Source organism: Agrobacterium salinitolerans, from assembly GCF_027498475.1.
Taxonomy (GTDB): domain Bacteria; phylum Pseudomonadota; class Alphaproteobacteria; order Rhizobiales; family Rhizobiaceae; genus Agrobacterium; species Agrobacterium salinitolerans.
In genome coordinates this window covers 16,473-34,400 of sequence record NZ_JAPZLN010000010.1, presented here as the reverse complement: position 1 = coordinate 34,400, position 17,928 = coordinate 16,473, and the positions used below count along the sequence as shown (strand labels likewise).

Sequence of the window (17,928 nt, the reverse complement as noted above, 5' to 3'; positions counted from 1 at the left end):
CGGGCTTGACCCGAGGATCCACGGTCTGGCGCGGGGAATGGATCCTCGGGTCAAGCCCGAGGATGACGTGGAGGGTGTGGGTCGTTCCTCACAATCTCGCCTCCGACGAGACGATGAATGTGCAATGTCGGCTACTCAAAATCCCCGGACATCTCTTCCGGCGCCTGGTCCTTCATCAGCACTTCCACGTCCGAATCCCGGCCGGAGGTCACCTTGAAATTGCGCTGGTAGACCTTGTCCTTGTTGCGGGCGATGGCGGTATATTCGCCTTCGGCAAGAACCATGGTCGAAAAGGCGCTGACGCTTTCGTTGACAACGTCGCCGCCGCCGTTCAGCACCGACCAGGCCGTATCGGCAATGGCTTCGCCGCCCGGTTCTGAGACCAGCTTGAGGGTGATCTGCGCGGCCTGATGCTGCAGGGTCGCTTCCGTCAGCTTGCCGGCTTCCACCTGGATGTCGGCGCGCACCACCGCGTTGACATTGCCGTATTCCGAAACCACGTGATAGGTCCCGGCGTTCAGCCGCACGATGGTATTGGGCTTGATATCGGCCATGACGAGGCCGCGTTCGCCGTCGGAGCGGACGTCTGAGGAATAGACGGAAAATTTGAGCTGGTTGCCGGAAATCTGCTTGTCGGAACCCGCAACCGCATTCAGTACGAAGCCGCCAGCATCGAGAATCAGCACCTGTTTCTGCACGTTGCCTGAAGTCGGGACATTGAGCTTTTTGGTGACGCCCGCGCGCCCGAAGGCGACGTTGACCAAATATTCGCCCGGCACCAGATGAAATTCGGCGGAGCCGCCTTCCGAGCTTGCCAGCATCGGCAATTTGCCGTCAGCGCCGGGAATGGGGCTGAATACGCGCCATGACAGGCCTTCCTTCACCGCTTCGCCTTCGCTGGTCAGCTTGGCTTCCATGGCGATGTCACGGGCGGCGCTTTCCGGGGCGTTGGGCGCCGTTGGGGCGGTGAAAGCATTGAGCTTCGGCATTTTCGGCGTGCCGCCGAGCTGCTTGAAGTCTTTGAAGGCGTCCTGCGAAAAAGCGGCTTGTGATAAAAGGCCAAGCGCGGCACATGCAATGGTCAGACGTGCCGCGATTTTGATTGCCGACATTTTCGATACCGATTGACTTCTTGATTTTCCCGGATCACTTCAAAACCAATGCCGTGGCTATTTCAAGGCCCAATGTTTTTGCGATGACAGCAGAATGGAAGATTTTTAATCATGACCAGTGATATCAAGCTCCTCGACTATCTCAAGGTTCGCCGTTCCACCCCGGCCCTGCAACTTGCCGAGCCGGGGCCTTCTAAGACTGAAATCGAGGAAATCCTGCGTCTTGCCGTGCGTGTGCCCGACCATGGCAAGCTGGCCCCCTGGCGTTTCGTCGTTTATCGCGGCGAGGAGCGCGTGCGTATGGGTGAGACGGCGCTCAGGATCGCGCTTGAAAAGAACCCGGAACTGGACCTGCAGCAGCAGGAAGCGGAACGGACACGCTTCACCCGCGCGCCCATCGTTATCGCCGTTATCAGCACCGCAAAGCCGCATTTCAAAATCCCGGAATGGGAGCAGGTCATGTCCGCCGGTGCTGTGTGCCTCAACCTCATCTTCGCCGCCAATGCCAGCGGTTTTGCAGCGAACTGGCTGACCGAATGGCTTGCTTTCGATTCCGCATTTCTTACGGAAATCGAGGTCGGCGCGGAAGAGAAAGTGGCCGGGTTCATTCATATCGGCTCGACGACATTCCCGCCGGTGGAGCGGCCGCGGCCGGAGCTTGCCGATGTCGTCACCTGGGTCGGGGACGTTTGATGTTCTACACCACGGACACCAATCAGCACGGCCTGCCGCATGATCCGTTCAAGGCTATCGTCGCGCCGCGTCCGATCGGCTGGATCGGCTCGAAGGGCAGGGACGGTTCTCTCAACCTCTCGCCCTATTCCTTCTTCAATGCGATTTCGGACCGGCCAAAGCTTGTGATGTTCTCCTCCAGCGGCAGGAAGGACAGCCTGCGCAACGTCGAGGAAACCGGCGTCTTCACCGCCAATCTCGTCAGCCGCCATCTGGTGGACCGGATGAATGCGTCTTCGGCGCCCGTCGGTTATGATGTCGACGAATTCGCCCTTGCCGGTCTCACCGCCGTCGACGGGCGGGTGGTGGATGCGCCTTTCGTCGGCGAGGCGCTGGCGGTTCTGGAGTGCCGCGTGACCCAGATACAGCAGCTTACGGACGTCGATGGCCAGCCAGCGGATTCGTGGATGGTGATCGGGCAGGTCATGGCGATCCATATCGATGAAACGATCATTCGCGACGGCCGCATCGATATGGGGCTGTCGCGACCCGTGGCACGAATGGGCTATATGGATTACTGCGATGGCGGCAGCGATGTATTCCAGCTGCGGCGGCCTTCTACCGCGCCGTAAATATAGCCCTTCTTCGGCGGCGGTTAATTTTTATGGTGAACCAAACGTAAACCATTTGCGCCTAGAGTTTTATACATGGTGGCGGCGATGATGCCGTCATCCATTGTTGCGAATGTTTTCGAGGCTCAGGTGATCGTACAGGCATTTCTTCGCTGGTCTGAAAAGGCTGGATCGACCGAGCGGGCGAAGGCCGCCAATGCGCTCGGCCGTGCCTATCTTCAGTCCGACATGGCGCGCGAGAACCGCGATGCCGCTTATATGGCGATGACCTATCTGCTCGACGATCCTTCGCCGCGTGTGCGGCTGGCGCTTGCCGAAGCGCTTGCCGACGCCCATAACGCACCGCCCGCCATTCTCGTTTCACTCGCCGAAGACCAGCCGGAAATCGCCTGCACCGTCATTGCCCGTTCACCGGTTCTCGGTGAGGCCGACCTGGTTGATCTGGCCGGGCGCGGCGAAAGCCTGACGCGCGCGCTCATTGCGGCACGGCCCGGCCTGCCGCGCGGTGTTTGCGCAGCGCTTGCCGAAGTGGGCGAACTGCCGGAAACCATCATCCTGCTCGAAAACGACGATGCCTTTATCACGCCGTTTTCGCTCAGGCGCATCGCCGAGCGTCATGGCTCGGACGCCGATATTCGCGACCTCCTGCTTCGCCGCGAGGCGCTGCCCGCCGATGCGCGTCACCTGTTGGTGGGCCGCATCAGCGAAGCTCTCGCAGGCTCCGCGCTCGTTCACGCGATGATCGCGCGAAACCGCGCCGACAGCGTTTTCCGCGAGGCGGAAGATTCCGCCACCATCCTTATCGCATCAAACGTTTCCTCGCCGGAGCTGCCGGCGCTGGTGGAGCATCTGCGCCAGCGGCTGGAGCTGACGCCCGCGCTGCTCATCCATGCCGTCTGTTCGGGACGCCTGGAATTCTTCACGGCGGCCATGGTCAATCTCTCCGGTCTAGATGACTGCAAGGTGCGCGCCATTCTGGCGACCGGGCGGCCGCATGCGTTGAAGGCGCTATTCCAGTCGGTCGGTCTTTTCGGCGATGTTGTCGACGTCTTTATCGAGGCGACGCTGCTGTGGCGCCGCGCCGCCCGATCGCAGCTTTCCGATGTGGCGGCCTCAGTCTCGGCGGAACTGCTGGCGCATTTCCGCGACGTCAACGGTTCCGAAACGCTGTTCGAATTGCTGCATGCCGTGCGCAAACTTGCCATTGCGGAAGAGCGGCAAAAGGCGCGGTATTACGCGGAAGCGCTTTCGCTCGAGGCGGCGTGAGATTCGTGATGTTTCCGGGCAGGAGAATCCCCACACTCTCATTCCTGTGCTTGTCACAGGAATCCAGCCGACGCGCGTCTGCGCGGCGAAAAGACTCGCTCTAAGCCCTAAGGACTTGGGCTGGCTAGATTCCTGTGACAAGCACTAGATTGAGGGAAGATCGGTTCCTAGCAATCACTTATCGAACCGCTTTGCGATCCACGAATAGCTGTTCTCAACCATCCTCACCGGCGTGCCCAGGAGATGCTTTATGCCTTCCGTGGAAGGCAGGATACGGCTGACACGGCTGATTGCCTGTTTTGTGAGGCTTTCCTCCTCCTTCGGCGTAACCGCTGCCGTTGCCTGCGGCGCAGTGGCCGGCGCAGTGGCTGGAGGTTGCGTACCGGCCGTCTGCGGCGCCTGTTCGCCCGGTGTCTGGCACACGGCTACCACGACAGGGTAGGGCGCGTTGGCGTAACGCTCCAGCTCCTTTTCCGACACGGCGTCGCACAGTTCGATGCTCGTCCAGCGCTGCTGCGAGGTGGCGAGGTAATGGCAATCGGTGGCGCTGTCGTCGCAGCCAAGGAAGGTCATGAGAACGAGGGCTGTTTTCATGGGGTGTGTTGCCTCTGTCGGGAATTATGCTCTAGAAACTCATCTATCCCGATTGCAGTGACATTACGACGAAATACGCATTTTTACAGAGAAGGCAGGCATCGCATTGGCCACCGAAATCAAGCTTGAAACACCGAGGCAGGATGCGGTTCTGCGCCTCATCGACCTTTCGAACGCCTATATGGCCTCGCTTTATCCCGCCGAAAGCAATCATCTGGTCGATATCGGCCAGCTTGAGCAGGACAATGTTTCGTTTTTCGTGGCGCGGCACGATGGCCGCGTGGTCGGCTGTGGCGCGCTGGTGGAAGCGGGTGACGGCACGGCGGAGATCAAGCGCATGTTCGTCGATCCCGAGGCGCGGGGATTGCGGATCGGCAAGCTGATCATGGATACGCTTCTTGCGCGCGGCGCCGAGCTTGGCCTTTCCGCCATTCGCCTCGAGACCGGCATCAGCCAGCCAGAGGCGATCGGTCTTTACCGCAAGGCGGGGTTCGTGGAGATCGAGGCCTTTGCGCCTTATAAGCCGGATCCGCTCAGCCTGTTCATGGAGAAGGCGCTTTAAGACTACGGCGCCAGTTTGCCGAGACCCTGCCGCGATCTAATCACGGAGGCGCCTGCCGCAGACTTCAACGATCAAAACGCCGCTTTCCGAAACGCGGTCGTTTGCTCGCTATCCTCTTCGAGCGCGGCAACCTCATCAACCGAATCGTCCTCTGTCGGCGGCGGTGGTGGAGCCTCGGGGATCGCGGCGGCGGACAGTTCCACCTCGCGCACCCATTCGCGCCAGATTGCCACCAGAAGCGCCATCAGCACCGGGCCGATGAAGAGGCCGAGGAAGCCCATGGTCTTGACGCCGCCGACGAGGCCGAAAAAGGTGGGCAGGAAGGGCAGCTTGATCGGGCCGCCGACGAGTTTCGGGCGGATGGTCTTGTCGACGATGAAGAGTTCCACCGAACCCCAGACGAACAGCGCCAACCCGTGGGCGGGCGAGCCGCTGGCGACCAGATAGATCGAAACCAGCGTAAACGAGAGCGGCGCACCGCCCGGAATGAGCGCCATGACGCCGGTGAGCACGCCGAGCGTGACGGGTGAGGGCACGCCGGCGATCCAGTAGGCGATGCCGAGGATGATGCCTTCGCCGATGGCGATCAGCGTCATGCCGGTGACCGTGGAGCTGATGGTGGCTGGCACGACGCGGGAAATGCGTTCCCACCGCGTCGGCAGGATGCGTTCGCCCACCAGATCGACCTGCCGGGTGAAGCCTGCGCCGTTGCGGTAGACGAAGAACAGCGCGATCAGCATGAACAGCAGGGTCAGAACCAGATGAAACGCGCCGTTGCCGGCGGCGAGGATCGCCCGATAGATATTGCCGATATTCGCGCCGCTGACGAGCTGGATGAGTTCGCCGATGGCGCCCGGCGTGCCGATATATTTCACCCATTGTTCGCCAAGCCAGGGGCCGACGGCGGGAAGGGCGGCGATCCAGCCCGGCACGGGCGCACCCGTCTTGTTGACATGCACCGCCCAGCCGAACCATTCGCGGATTTCGCTTGCCGTATAGGAGGCGGCGATGAAGATCGGCACGACGAGGAAGGCGAGGATGAGGATGATGGCGATGGTGGCGCCGAGCGTGGTGTTGCCGCCCACCTGCCGCAGAAGCCGGGTGTAAACCGGCCAGCTGGCGAAACCGATGACGAGAGCGGCGAGAACGGGAACGAGGAAGCCATGGAAGAAATAAATGCCGGCAAGAGCGACGAGAACGAGAAGCCAGCGCGCAGCCGAGATGGGCGGGATCAGGGCGATCCGCGTCGGGCTGGCAGGACCAAGCCATCTCGGTTCGCCACTGGGCTTACGGCTGTCAATGTTACTCACGGCAGGCTCTTTCTCGCATTCTCCCCGAAGGGTGCATTCACTCTGTCACACCGATACATATAAGTGCAATATAATCCGATCACATTACCGTTGTGTGTTTATTGCCGAACCTATTGAACGATTTTGGTAAAAATAGAACATCGGTCTTGGCGCGCGCATTGAAATATGACAATTAAACTCCGTTTTTCTGCGGCATCACGTCGCCGCGCCCGATCGTCAGGTCATGCCATGCTCCGCCGTTTCTTCGCCTATTATCGCCCCTATCGCGGTCTGTTCATTCTCGATTTTTCCTGCGCGGTTTTGTCGGGCGTGCTCGAACTCGGTTTTCCGATGGCGGTGAAGGCCTTTGTGGATGTGCTGCTGCCGGGCGGTGAATGGGCCATCATCCTTGCCGCTTCGGTCGGGCTGCTGCTTATCTATGTGCTGAATACCGGGCTGATGGCGACCGTCACCTACTGGGGACACATGCTCGGCATCAATATCGAGACCGACATGCGGCGGCTGGCTTTCGATCATCTGCAGAAGCTTTCCTTCCGTTATTTCGACAACCAGAAGACCGGCCATCTGGTCGGGCGGCTGACCAAGGACCTGGAAGAGATCGGCGAGGTGGCCCACCACGGCCCCGAAGACCTTTTCATCGCCATCATGACCTTCATTGGCGCGTTCCTTTTGATGCTGTCGGTGAATGTGCCGCTGGCGCTCATCACCGCCGCCGTCGTGCCCGTTACCGCCTGGGTGACCAGCCGTTACGGCGGCCGCATGACGCAGAATTTTCGCGCGCTTTACGGCCGTGTTGGGGATTTCAATGCCCGTATCGAGGAAAATGTCGGCGGCATGCGGGTGGTGCAGGCCTTCGCCAATGAGGATCACGAGCGGACGCTGTTCGAGAAGGACAATCAGAAATACCGTCGCACCAAGCTCGATGCCTACAAGATCATGGCGGCCAGCACCTCGCTCAGCTATATGAGCATGCGCCTGACGCAGATGATCGTGATGATCTGCGGTGCATGGTTCGTGCTGACGGGCGATCTCACGGAAGGCGGCTTCGTCGGCTTCCTGCTGCTGGTGGGCGTGTTTTTCCGGCCGGTGGAAAAGATCAATTCGGTCATCGAGACCTATCCGAAGGGCATTGCCGGTTTCCGCCGCTTTACCGAACTTCTAGACACCGCGCCCGATATCGTCGATGCGCCCGATGCGGTGGAAGCGCCCTTGCTGCGCGGCGACATCGAATATCGCCATGTCGGTTTCGGTTATGCCGAGGGCAAGACGGTTCTTACCAATATCGACCTGAAGATCAGCGCCGGCGAGACTGTTGCCTTCGTCGGTCCTTCGGGGGCGGGCAAGACGACGCTGTGCTCGCTTTTGCCGCGCTTTTACGATGTGACGAGCGGTGCGATCACCATTGACGGCATCGATATCAGAAAGATGAAGCTCGCCTCGCTGCGCAACCAGATCGGCATCGTGCAGCAGGATGTGTTCCTGTTCGGCGGTACGATCCGCGAGAATATCGAATATGGACGGCTTGGCGCTTCGGATGCGGAGATCATGGAGGCGGCGCGGCGCGCCCGTCTTGATGGTGTCATCGAGGCCATGCCGCTCGGGCTTGACACCGTTATCGGCGAACGCGGCGTCAAACTGTCCGGTGGGCAGAAACAGCGTCTCGCCATTGCCCGCATGTTCCTCAAGAACCCGCCGATCCTCATTCTCGACGAGGCCACCTCGGCGCTCGACACGGAAACCGAGCGCGCCATCCAGCAATCGCTGACCGAGCTTGCCAAGGGCCGCACCACGCTCGTCATCGCCCACCGGCTGGCGACAATCCGCGATGCCTCGCGCATTGTGGTGGTGGACCAGAGCGGTATTGCCGAAACCGGCGCGCATGCCGAACTCTTGGCTGCCAAGGGCCATTATAGCCGTCTGCATGAGGCGCAGTTCAGCGGGCATCTTGCTGGCCTCAGCTGAGTCCGGTGCGGTTGCGCCGCCGCTTACCCGCCGTTCTCTGCCGCCTGCTCCTCAACGATGCCGGGGTTTGGTTCCGGCTTGCCGGGGTGGCTTGTGACGAGATAACCCATGGCGACCGCGGCGGCGACAATGAACAGCAGCACGATTCCGCTGATCGTCATCATCCAGTCGCGTGGTTTCCTATTCGCCATAATATATTTCGGCCACTGGCTTGGATGGTTCACCAGACTGAATTTGTGGCCCTGTCGCATAAATTTCCCCCGGTGTTGGAGTGCTTCCTCAAAGACCAACGCAGGCGGGTGCGCAGCTGTTCCGAAATCCACAGGGCATGCAGATGACAAGGCTGTGAGGCGCAAGCTCGACACGCGCCTGCGGCGTCGTGTGCCGATATCCGGCCGCAAAATGCCCCTTGCCAGTCGCTGCCGCTTATGCGAATGATTTGCAATTGCATCAATTCATTCTCCCATTTGAAAGCACATAAGATGGACAAGCCTGTCTTTGGATGGCGACGGAACGGCGACGATCTCTCGTTGTCCGACGTTCACTCCTCGATCCGCATCAAACCGAATGCCGGGACGTTTCGGCGCGCCATGGCCTTTTTCGGCCCCGGCTATCTCGTTGCCGTCGGTTATATGGATCCCGGAAACTGGGCGACGTCGCTCGCCGGTGGTTCGAAGTTCGGCTATACGCTGCTGACGGTGGCGCTGATGTCGAACATCATGGCCGTTGTCCTTCAGTCGCTCTGTGCGCGTCTTGCGATTGGTTCCGGGCGCGATCTGGCGCAGGCCTGTCGCGATGCCTATCCGAAACCTGTGGCGATGGTGCTGTGGCTGCTGGCCGAAATCGCCATCATCGCGACCGATATCGCTGAGGTCATCGGTACGGCGATCGGTCTCAACCTGATTTTCGGCATTCCGCTGGAGCTGGGCGTCCTCATCACCGCGCTCGATGTCTTCCTGATCCTTTACCTGCAAAGGCTTGGCTTCCGCTGGGTGGAAGCGCTTGTCATCACGCTGCTTGGCGTCATCGCCGTGTGTTTCGCCATCCAGCTGGCGCTGGCCGATCCAGACTGGGGCCAGGTGATCCGCGGTTTTGCGCCGACGACCGACATCGTGACCAACCCGGACATGCTCTATCTGGCGCTCGGCATTCTGGGCGCAACTGTGATGCCGCATAATCTCTATCTGCATTCCGGCATCGTGCAGACCCGCGAAATCGGCAAAACAATTGCGCAGAAACGCGAGGCTTTGAAATTCGCCACGCTCGACTCCACCATCGCGCTGACATTCGCTCTCGTCATCAATGCCGCGATCCTCATTCTCGCGGCGGCGACTTTTAATAAGGCGGGGCAGACGAATGTCGCCGAACTTGGAGAGGCGCATAATCTGCTCGCACCGCTGCTCGGCCTTGCCATTGCGCCGACGCTGTTCGGCGTGGCGCTTTTGTGCTGCGGCATCAATTCCACCGTCACGGCAACGCTTGCGGGCCAGATCGTGATGGAGGGTTTCCTCAAGATGCGGCTCGCCCCCTGGCTGCGCCGCCTCATCACCCGCGCCATCGCCATCGTTCCTGCCGCCGCCGTCACCATCTTTTATGGTGACAGCGGCACGGGCCAGTTACTGATCCTGACGCAGGTGGTATTAAGCCTGCAGCTCTCCTTTGCCGTCTTCCCGCTTGTGATGTTCACCGCCGACCGGACGAAGATGGGCGAGTTGCGCTCGCCACTCTGGCTCTCGGCCATTGCATGGTTGATCGCGCTGGTGATTGCGGCGCTGAATGTGAAGTTGCTGGTGGATTTTATGGGGTGAGGTTACGCGCCCCGAGACTTCCGCCTTGTACGGAGGAAAACATGCATCTCGGAAAATTGCTCATCCCAACTTGATGTGGCGATGATTGCAAACGTGCAGGGTAAAGAAGCGAAAACGAAGAAAACTACAGGGCTTATCCGACGACTTTAGGTAAGTCCCTTACGTGAACATTATCTTTCGCGGCCATTTCAAGTGCGGAAGAGTACGCTATTTTTTGCTGCTCTTCAAAAAGCGCAGCGCCAGCGGTGTTCGTCATTTCTTGGATTATATCCACGAGTTCAATAAATTCTGGGCATCGCGCGCCCAAGGTGGATTTCAGTTTTCTTAGATATAGGTTTTTGAATCCTTTTAATTTGAAGCCGATTATGGATCGGTCTTCCAACGAAAGGACGAGAGTTAATCTCGAGTCGACTCTTCTATATAGAGAGGGCATCGAAAGGCGAAGATATTCTAAGCTATCTGAATCTTCATTATAGATAGCTGCTGGCTCGTAATCCTTCGAAGCTATCAGATCGACCTTCATCGTAGTCTCATTTCGCTACCAGTTTCGTTTTCTATAGCGCTCTTTGCTATCGACTGGCAAAAGACCCGTTTCATCAGCTTCCACTAGCTCCCAATGTGTAACGATGCCACGGCTCAAAACAGATTTCGTTGCTGATGGATTCCGACCGTTCGGATAATCCATTCTTACGTATGTCACACATACCACGTCATAGGGTATTTCTAACGGTTCAATAACGCAACTCTGGAAGGCGCGTATTTGAACATTACCTCTGGCTTGGTCACATAAGCATAGACGTCGAACCCTTGATCGTCGTCTCCAACTGGTCTTTTTATACCACGAAAACAAGCATGGGCGCTATCAATAGATTTTAGCTTTGATTTTACCTCCGGAGTTCCCCATTTTATCAACGCGTTATTAACAGGCGGGATCTGACCGAGAACCAAGGACCACAGATCAAGCAATGGTTGCTTATGACCGCAGTCCAGCGCTTTTTTTACGCCATTCGTTCCAATTCGAAATGAACAAGGATCTGAAGGGCTTATGGGTGAAACGCCTATCACCGTTTGTGGTATGTCGATCCAAGCGGAGGACTTTCGCCCTCCGCCTTCGATAACTTGGAACCGACGGTTATCCACAAGTGAGAAAACCAGCTAGGTACTGGCCAACTCTCGGGTAACGCATTGATTTCCGGTCGCTCGAACACAATAACCCACGCACCGCCGGCCATGTTGAAAGCTGAATCTGGCCAAATTGCCTGATCAAACAAAAAAACCGGGCGAAACGCCCGGCTTGGAATGCCTATAGGTGCAAAATGCTACAGGTCAGTCAAATCTGCTCGCCTGTAAAAAGGCATCTCGGCCACAATGAATTTTGGCTCGATGGACCTTTCCTCAAGCTGCCTTTTCAGGCTCCAGGTGCGTGTCCGCCTGCTGCTCGCCAGGTTGCCTAACGAGATAAACTCTTCCTTGAACTTGGCGAGTGTTTCAGGTTCCACCACTTTTTGCATGTACCGCTTCGCCGGGTTTCTACGCTCGACGGTCGCAATCCATCCGTCCGAGAGCAGTCCAGACACGATCCGGGAAGACGCCGGGATCAGACTTTGCAGGTCAGATATTGCGTAGCATCCATGATCTTCGCCCGCCGTCATCCGTCGGACTTCATCGACTTCCAGTCTGAACCCTGAAATGCCTTGGTGACCGGGTTCAATGGCGACTTTCTTGAGCGAGCGGTTGAGGAGCATCTCCATGACCTCCATGAACTGGCAGTTCGTCCGCCGACATGCCACCGCGATATCGACCATCTCGGACCACGGCTCCATAGTCACGCTTTCCCGAAGTCGTGCAAGGAGGTCATCGAGATCGTCCGGAGCGAAGCGGCGGTCAACGCTGACGAGCTCGCTGGCCCACCGATCTCCTGCCACGGGAACAATCAGGCGATGTTCGACAAGGATGTCGAACTGGATCCTGCTGACGCCGAGCCTGATCTTCGCTTCCGGAACGTCCAGACCGGCCTGTGCTTCCGCCACGAATTTCTCCATGTCGGCCGCAGGCAGAAGGATCCGCTCGAAGGTCTTCGCAACGTCTTTCGCCGGGATCATCCCCGAGTTCACGAGCAGCTTGCGAAGTCGTTTGGGATGGATCCCGAACTGCCGCGACGCGGACTGCACCGAGTGTAGCCGTCTGTACCTAACGGGTCCGAAAAAGTCGTCTCCGGGACCAAGCGGGAGGCTGCCGAGGGCGACGTCGCGCATGATGTCCCGGACTGGGTCGAACGCCGGATCGTCGGTCTCGTGCGCGAGCCGCTCGTAGAGGCGCCCGAACAACACGCGGCCGCCCATGTCGCTCTGTCCAAGCGCGAAATCGGACAGGAGTTTTTCCAGCCAACCACGGAAATCCGCCTCGCCGCCGCAGAGAAGGTCGTACCCGGCGCCGGCGCACGCCGACCATTCGATGGGATCGATCCTATCGCTGCGGAACCGGAGGCCGTTTCTTTCAGAGGCGCCGACCGTCTCGCACAGCCGGATGGCGACATGCAGGGGCATGGAGTCCAGCCACGCCGACGTGGTCGTCGCAGAGCGAAGGCGGGCCTCGACGTGTCTTTGAAGACTGTCGGGTTCCATCGCCTGGGGGATCACGATACCTGCGTCGCCAGTTGTCTCGTTCGCCAGGTTGGCAGCGAAGTCGTGCAGAAACATTGGTGGCGGCACGATCTCGGATGTGACGATCATGACGTTGTGGGCCGTGCAGGTCCGGACAGCGTTGACGAGCCACTCGATCCGGCCAAAGGCACGATGGCCAAATCTTCCCGCCTGGCCGCGCTCGTCATCGCCCACGCAGCAGGGGCAGTACCTGAGCCGCTGCCGCTGCATCAATCCCCGGCTCAGTTTATGTCCGGCAATCTCGTTCATCCTCCCGACGGTGGTCACGACTCCGGCGGACAAGGATGCGCTGCTCCTGTCAACCAGCCGCGAGAAGGTGTCGATGTCCTCCTCGTTGCCGATTGCCAATCCCTGGAAGCTAAAGCCGAGGTCAGCCCCGAAAGAACGTGCGTGCCTGTACCCGCATGCCGCCGCCAGACGCGAGCAGTAACTGGCGACGGTCTCACGTTGATTGAACGGAAGAAGTTCCGACAGTCTGGTCATTGGGGGCGTACTCCGTATTTGGTTGCATTCTTGCCCTTGGCCAGAAGGCGGGCTTCCTCCCATGCCCGGTCCTCGTCGCGGAGCAGGGCCACGGCAGGTTCGAGCTCCTCCCAGTTGCTTGCCTTGAAGACGTTCTTCTTCGGCGTGCATCCTGAGAAGGAGGCGTAGGTCTTGATGAAGTCATCGAGCGTCACATGCTCTCGATGATCAAGGATGGCCCGTTCGACTGCTGCGCGGATCATCTGGACGACGGATCCGAACTCACCATCGCAAGCGTGCGCCAGTCTCCGGAGGAAACTCTTCCGAAGGTCATCGTCGCTCAGTTGATGGTTCTCGTCCCGATAGAGCCCGAGATTGAGGCGCATCTCCATTCCCGCGTGCTCGACGACGATCGTCTCCAGGATGCTGTCGATGACATCGGTGCCGTCGTCCGCGTCGACCGTGTCGAAAGGGATCACGGTCCGGCGGTTGTAGAGCTGCTTGCGGGCAAGAAAACTGGCAAGCGGAGGCACCCCTGCGAGGATCAGCCGAACGGGCCAGTCGGGCATCTGGGTCAGCGACTTGAATGCATCTCCGATCACCGTGGCCTGCCGGACATTTGCGGTCTCGATGGCGTTCTGCGCCTCGTCTATCACGACCCACATCACCTTATGCACCTTGAGGAGGCGGCGAAAGAGAAGCCAGGCTTCGTTCTCGCGGATCCTGTCAGGCGGGGTGTGCCCGAGTGCCTCTAAGCCGCTGATGGCAAGAAGACGCGGGGTGCACGGCGAGCTGGCCTCCAGGAAGATCATGGGGTGAATGGTCACGCCGTCCTCGTCGACGTACGAGGACATGGCCTTGAGGCTGCTGACATGCTTCATGATGGCGGTCGTCTTTCCCGCCCCGGAGCGGCCGCAAACTGCTACGATGCGGCGCTTGTCAGGTTTGCCTGTGATCGGCGTCGTCACGCTTGCGACTAGGGCGGTCAGCGCGTCTCTCAGGAGCACGTCGCGATCGAGCGGGATGTACTTCCCGTATAGCTCGGAAATGCGGTCGGAAATGGCGAGGCGCTTGTCGCCGATCAGTCCGCGAACTCGGTCGATCGCGGCCCGGCTGCGGCGAGCGTCGTGATCATTATCCTGGTGGGCCATCTTATGCTCCTATTCGTCGTCGAAGATGTCGTTGCCGATGCGCCGGACGATCGAGGTCTCCTTGTCGACCTCGTCCTCGCGAGCGGTTTTGCTGGTAGCGGTGGCGGCAGCGGCGGCGATGTGCGTGGTGCCGAGCGGCGGACGTCCACCCGTCTCAGCCTCTTCGCGGATGGCCTTCTGGCTGCGGGTCTTCGCGTAGACAATGGGCTCGATCCGCAGGGCCGCGAAAAGCTCGTTGGAGGCGTGCCATTCCCCTTCTGGTCGCGGCTCGCCCTTTACGGGGCTGTCAACGAGGGTGAACACGCCGTCCATTCGTTTTTCGAACCTGAGATAGTCCTCGTCGGTCAGCACCGGGTTGACGAGACCGGCTTCGAGCCGGGCCATCTCCGCCTGCTCCTTGAGCCATGCAAAAGTGTCGAGCAGGGTCCGGCGAGAAGCTTTGGCGTTCTCCTGATTGAAGAGCTTGAGCCGCTCCGTTGTCGCCAGCCACCGCCAGATGCTGACCCCTTCCAGTTCCTTGTGGACGCATGGAACCTCGATCCAGCCCTGCTTTGTGAGGACGGAGATGGCGCCCAGGTCGTGATTGTTGACGCGGGCGAGGATCGGGATCTTGGAATCCTTCCGGCGGATCTGCTGAAGTTCCTTGCTCTGGAAGTACAGACCTGCGACGCGTACACCTTTCTTCGAAGCCTTGCGGGTTACGTAGGTTCCGAAAAGGTGCGTGCGAAGCGAACCCGTCGGCCCCGGCTGGACGCCATGATCACGCGCAAGTTCATACCACGTGTTCAGAGGCGTCGCGTTGTTGAGCTGGGAGTGGGGGGCATTATGGTACCCGTCGACGCACCACCGGATCATGCATTCGGCAACCTGATCGGCAACCATGGTGGCATGGGCCTCCGAGTCATAATCGCCTTTCTCGCTGATCGACCCCCAGGTTCTTCCGTCAAAGTAGTTGAACATCTGATGAGAGAAGGTCTGGAACCAGCGCTCGATGAAACCGCGCCACGGAGCCTCACCTGCGGGAGGGAGAAAAATCTCCGTCCCCACATCGTTCAGGGCCACGCGATATGGACGATGGGCAAAGTAGACGGCGCTGTCGACCGCGACGGCTTCCGACGTGCCTCCCTGTGGCCATGAAGAATGGCATCCCAACCGACGGGCGACTTCGGTCTTGTCGCGGGTGGACATTTCCAGAGCGGTCATCGCCGACTTGAGCGAAGGCGGCTCCGCGCTGACATGCAACGCGACAATGCTGCGGGTGGCCACGCAAATCATCGCGCTGATCGTAAGACGGATGCGCTTGATCTTCTTGCGATCGGCCTTGGAGAGAGTCTTCCAGATGCCGATCTTCACCAGGAGAGTCTGGAGGTCCGTTTCATGGTCGTCGCATTCGACGCACTCGAGGGGACGGATAACGTCGCGGCCGCCATGCTCAGGCTGCCATTCGCGCCGCGCGCTTACTGCCCCGTCACGTCCCAGGTCGCGCCACATCTCCGGCTGTTTATTGTAGCGGTTGCGAAGCGTCTCCTCGCAGGGGATCCGAAGCTGGTCGTTCGGACCGCGCATCCCGTTCTCGGCCGTCATCGCGCGCTCCATTCCGCGATGGAGCTCCGCGAGATCGGGTTTCGCCGTCGAGCACGCTGCGCGAACAGCGGTGTTAAGATGCACGAGTTCGTCGGCCGTGAAATACTCCGGGCGATTATCCCTGTAGTCGTTCCGGAGACAGAGAGGATCGAAATCGTTTTCCTCCATGTCCAAGATCCAGCCCTTGACGGTCGACGGCTTGGGTTCGAAGAGCGCGATGTTCGCCTTTTTACGGTAGGTGAGAGCCTTCGCCCCGTGATGTCGGATCTGCAGGTCGCGCCAAGCTAGCGAGATGCCTGGCAGAATGCGCAGGAGGGCTTCGCGCGACTTGCTGACCGGCGGCGGCTTCGGCAATCCACTAATGCGGGCAATACGCCGCTTCTCCAGCCACTCGCTGCGAAGCTCGTAGAACTTGCGGACGAAAAATTCCTTCCGCAGGATATCCTCCTGGTCATGCGGAGGGAGTGCCGAGAGGCTGCTGCTTCCGGATAGACGTGCCTTGGCCCTGGTGACGCCGTAGTAATTGGGCTCCACCGTCATCGGGTTTCCGCGACGGTTTAGGCGTTCGTGGAGCTCTGCCTGTGAGAATCCGATGGTTGCGTTCGTCTCGTCCATGCGACGCAGTACGGCACCGTTCCTGTCGCAGTGGAGGACGCAGTACTCGATTCCGAGATCTTTCACCCTGGCGTTCTCTGGAAGCCGCGCAAACATCCCGGATACGGGAGTCTGCTGCAAGGCAAGGATCTGCTTGAGGTCTGGCTGCATGGGTGTACCCTTAGTGAGTGTGATTGAAGCGGAGGTAGGGGGCGTCGATGAGCTTCATGTCCGGACGGGTCGGAATGAGCAATTCGTCGTAGATCAGGCACCACACCGCGTTCTGGCCGTCCGCAGGAGCGGCGAAGCCGGAAATGAGGTCGCGAACGTGGACGGCTCCATGGAAGCGCTGGGCGAATTCGCGAAGGCGGTCGTTGTCCTCGGGAACAGAGTTCCGGAGCGCCCGCAGAATGCTCATCGCGTTCCAGCATCGCGCACCAGTAAGCTCGCGCTCGGTCATAATGATTGCGCCGTCTGCGAAGCCTGCAGGCGAGAACCGGTCGATGCTGTCGATGGTGTAGGGAAGATCGTCCTTGTCCAGAAGCCAGGTGGGGCGTACGCCAACGGCGATCTTCGTTCCGGTGGCGGTCATCGTTGCTCGGTAGTCGATGGTGTGCTGGAAGGCGCCGTCCTCTCCTCGGACAGGAATGGCCGAGGGCTGGTCCTCGATGAGAGCGACGTGCTTGGACGCGCACAGCATGTACGCCAGGTTACGTTCGTAGGTGCTCGAATACGTGATGCCCTTGCGCGTCTTGCTGTTGACCAGAGTGCCGCGGCTGTGGCCCTTTGTACGGGCGGGGTACCAGCGGGAGGGGGTAGGCTCCTCGGTCGGCTTCCAGACTGTGGGAATGCTGACCAGGTCATTAAGACTCTCGTCATCGTCGCTTGCGAGCTCGAAGGGGGCATATTGCCCCGACAGGACGCCATTGGGCTTGAGGAACAGCGTCTCGCAAGGAATCGGCTCCAGAGTGCGGTCGTACCCGGTATCGAGCTCTTTCATGTAGCGGATGATCTGACGGATGCGTGTCATTTGTCGTCCTTCTCGTAGGTTCGTGGGGCTAGGATCAGCGGTACGATGCTGGGAGGGCTCGATGCGCCATGTCTCACCAGCCGGAGAACAGGTCGTCGTCGAGCGACGACAGGAGCGCTCCGATGTCGGCAGGCCGTGACACAGCGGGCCAATACGCGGGTTCAGCCGACAGGGATCCCGGGCGGCGACCCGTGTAATGATGGCTGTGCACTCCGTTGATGAGGGCGCAGAAGCGGCGGAAGTCGCAGGGACGCACACCGAACAGTTCGCATTCGGCACGCATGGCGTCGAACTGGATCTTGGTGGAATGCCAGCCCCGCTGCCGAGCGGCGCGTCGTGCGAAGCGCAAGTGCAGTCGATTCTCGCGGGCGCTGCCAATGTTCATCGCTGCGCCTGCAGCGGCACCGAACTGGGAATGGTTTGCTGCGATAGTCATGGTGGTCTCCGTTCCTTGCTGAAGACACAGGTTCTCGTTCCCCGATGCGACCGAGGTTGCAGATCCCTGAGAGTGAGTGGGGTTAGGCGA

16 protein-coding genes are annotated in these 17,928 nt (G+C 59.6%); 6 read left to right on the top strand and 10 right to left on the bottom strand.

The features are described from left to right. Nucleotides 1-131: 131 nt before the first annotated feature. On the bottom strand, nucleotides 132-1,112 hold the full coding sequence (locus tag O9X91_RS22985; protein WP_137410500.1) for a hypothetical protein: 981 nt from the start codon (nucleotides 1,110-1,112) through the stop codon (nucleotides 132-134). Nucleotides 1,113-1,223: 111 nt separating this feature from the next. On the opposite strand from O9X91_RS22985, the gene O9X91_RS22980 reads away from it, so the two are divergent. From O9X91_RS22980 to O9X91_RS22970, 3 genes are all read left to right on the top strand, one after another. Beyond that, on the top strand, nucleotides 1,224-1,805 hold the full coding sequence (locus O9X91_RS22980; protein WP_269834091.1) for a nitroreductase family protein: 582 nt from the start codon (nucleotides 1,224-1,226) through the stop codon (nucleotides 1,803-1,805). Continuing rightward, nucleotides 1,805-2,416: a flavin reductase family protein gene (locus O9X91_RS22975; RefSeq protein WP_269834090.1), complete on the top strand. Its 612-nt coding sequence runs from the start codon at nucleotides 1,805-1,807 to the stop codon at nucleotides 2,414-2,416. The genes O9X91_RS22980 and O9X91_RS22975 overlap by 1 nt, the downstream gene beginning before the upstream one ends. Nucleotides 2,417-2,491: 75 nt before the next feature. After that, nucleotides 2,492-3,682 (top strand): DUF2336 domain-containing protein, encoded by a 1,191-nt coding sequence (locus tag O9X91_RS22970; protein ID WP_269834089.1) that lies wholly within the window; start codon nucleotides 2,492-2,494, stop codon nucleotides 3,680-3,682. 174 nt (nucleotides 3,683-3,856) lie between these two features. Here the strand turns inward: O9X91_RS22970 and O9X91_RS22965 are convergent, their stop codons facing one another. Beyond that, nucleotides 3,857-4,276, bottom strand: a complete 420-nt coding sequence (locus tag O9X91_RS22965) for a hypothetical protein (protein WP_077982104.1) — start codon at nucleotides 4,274-4,276, stop codon at nucleotides 3,857-3,859. Between the two features lie 106 nt (nucleotides 4,277-4,382). On the opposite strand from O9X91_RS22965, the gene O9X91_RS22960 reads away from it, so the two are divergent. Further along, nucleotides 4,383-4,838 carry a GNAT family N-acetyltransferase gene (locus tag O9X91_RS22960; RefSeq protein ID WP_269825139.1) on the top strand — a complete coding sequence of 152 codons (456 nt, stop codon included), beginning with the start codon at nucleotides 4,383-4,385 and terminating at the stop codon, nucleotides 4,836-4,838. Between the two features lie 71 nt (nucleotides 4,839-4,909). Here the strand turns inward: O9X91_RS22960 and O9X91_RS22955 are convergent, their stop codons facing one another. Beyond that, the gene (locus O9X91_RS22955; protein ID WP_077982106.1) at nucleotides 4,910-6,148 is read right to left on the bottom strand and encodes an AI-2E family transporter; all 1,239 of its coding nucleotides are present in this window, start codon (nucleotides 6,146-6,148) and stop codon (nucleotides 4,910-4,912) included. 228 nt (nucleotides 6,149-6,376) lie between these two features. On the opposite strand from O9X91_RS22955, the gene O9X91_RS22950 reads away from it, so the two are divergent. Next, nucleotides 6,377-8,110: an ABC transporter ATP-binding protein gene (locus O9X91_RS22950; RefSeq protein WP_269825594.1), complete on the top strand. Its 1,734-nt coding sequence runs from the start codon at nucleotides 6,377-6,379 to the stop codon at nucleotides 8,108-8,110. 23 nt (nucleotides 8,111-8,133) lie between these two features. On the opposite strand, the gene O9X91_RS22945 is transcribed toward O9X91_RS22950, so the two are convergent. Then, entirely contained in the window at nucleotides 8,134-8,361 is a 228-nt protein-coding gene (locus O9X91_RS22945) for a hypothetical protein (protein WP_269825138.1), read from the bottom strand. A 231-nt stretch (nucleotides 8,362-8,592) separates the two neighbouring features. Between O9X91_RS22945 and O9X91_RS22940 the strand changes: the two genes are divergently transcribed. Next, nucleotides 8,593-9,918, top strand: coding sequence for an Nramp family divalent metal transporter (locus tag O9X91_RS22940; protein ID WP_269825137.1), 1,326 nt, complete (start codon nucleotides 8,593-8,595; stop codon nucleotides 9,916-9,918). Between the two features lie 133 nt (nucleotides 9,919-10,051). On the opposite strand, the gene O9X91_RS22935 is transcribed toward O9X91_RS22940, so the two are convergent. The 6 genes from O9X91_RS22935 to O9X91_RS22910 all read right to left on the bottom strand — a co-directional run bounded on the left by O9X91_RS22935 (nucleotide 10,052) and on the right by O9X91_RS22910 (nucleotide 17,838). Further along, nucleotides 10,052-10,441: a hypothetical protein gene (locus tag O9X91_RS22935; protein ID WP_269834088.1), complete on the bottom strand. Its 390-nt coding sequence runs from the start codon at nucleotides 10,439-10,441 to the stop codon at nucleotides 10,052-10,054. Between the two features lie 796 nt (nucleotides 10,442-11,237). Next, nucleotides 11,238-13,064 (bottom strand): TniQ family protein, encoded by a 1,827-nt coding sequence (locus O9X91_RS22930; protein WP_269834087.1) that lies wholly within the window; start codon nucleotides 13,062-13,064, stop codon nucleotides 11,238-11,240. Continuing rightward, entirely contained in the window at nucleotides 13,061-14,194 is a 1,134-nt protein-coding gene (locus O9X91_RS22925; RefSeq protein ID WP_269834409.1) for an ATP-binding protein, read from the bottom strand. The genes O9X91_RS22930 and O9X91_RS22925 overlap by 4 nt, the downstream gene beginning before the upstream one ends. A 9-nt stretch (nucleotides 14,195-14,203) precedes the next feature. Continuing rightward, on the bottom strand, nucleotides 14,204-16,543 hold the full coding sequence (locus tag O9X91_RS22920; protein WP_269834408.1) for a Mu transposase C-terminal domain-containing protein: 2,340 nt from the start codon (nucleotides 16,541-16,543) through the stop codon (nucleotides 14,204-14,206). A 10-nt stretch (nucleotides 16,544-16,553) separates the two neighbouring features. After that, nucleotides 16,554-17,402, bottom strand: a complete 849-nt coding sequence (locus O9X91_RS22915; RefSeq protein WP_269834407.1) for a hypothetical protein — start codon at nucleotides 17,400-17,402, stop codon at nucleotides 16,554-16,556. Between the two features lie 73 nt (nucleotides 17,403-17,475). Next, nucleotides 17,476-17,838, bottom strand: coding sequence for a hypothetical protein (locus O9X91_RS22910; protein ID WP_111796322.1), 363 nt, complete (start codon nucleotides 17,836-17,838; stop codon nucleotides 17,476-17,478). Between the last annotated feature and the right edge of the window lie 90 nt (nucleotides 17,839-17,928).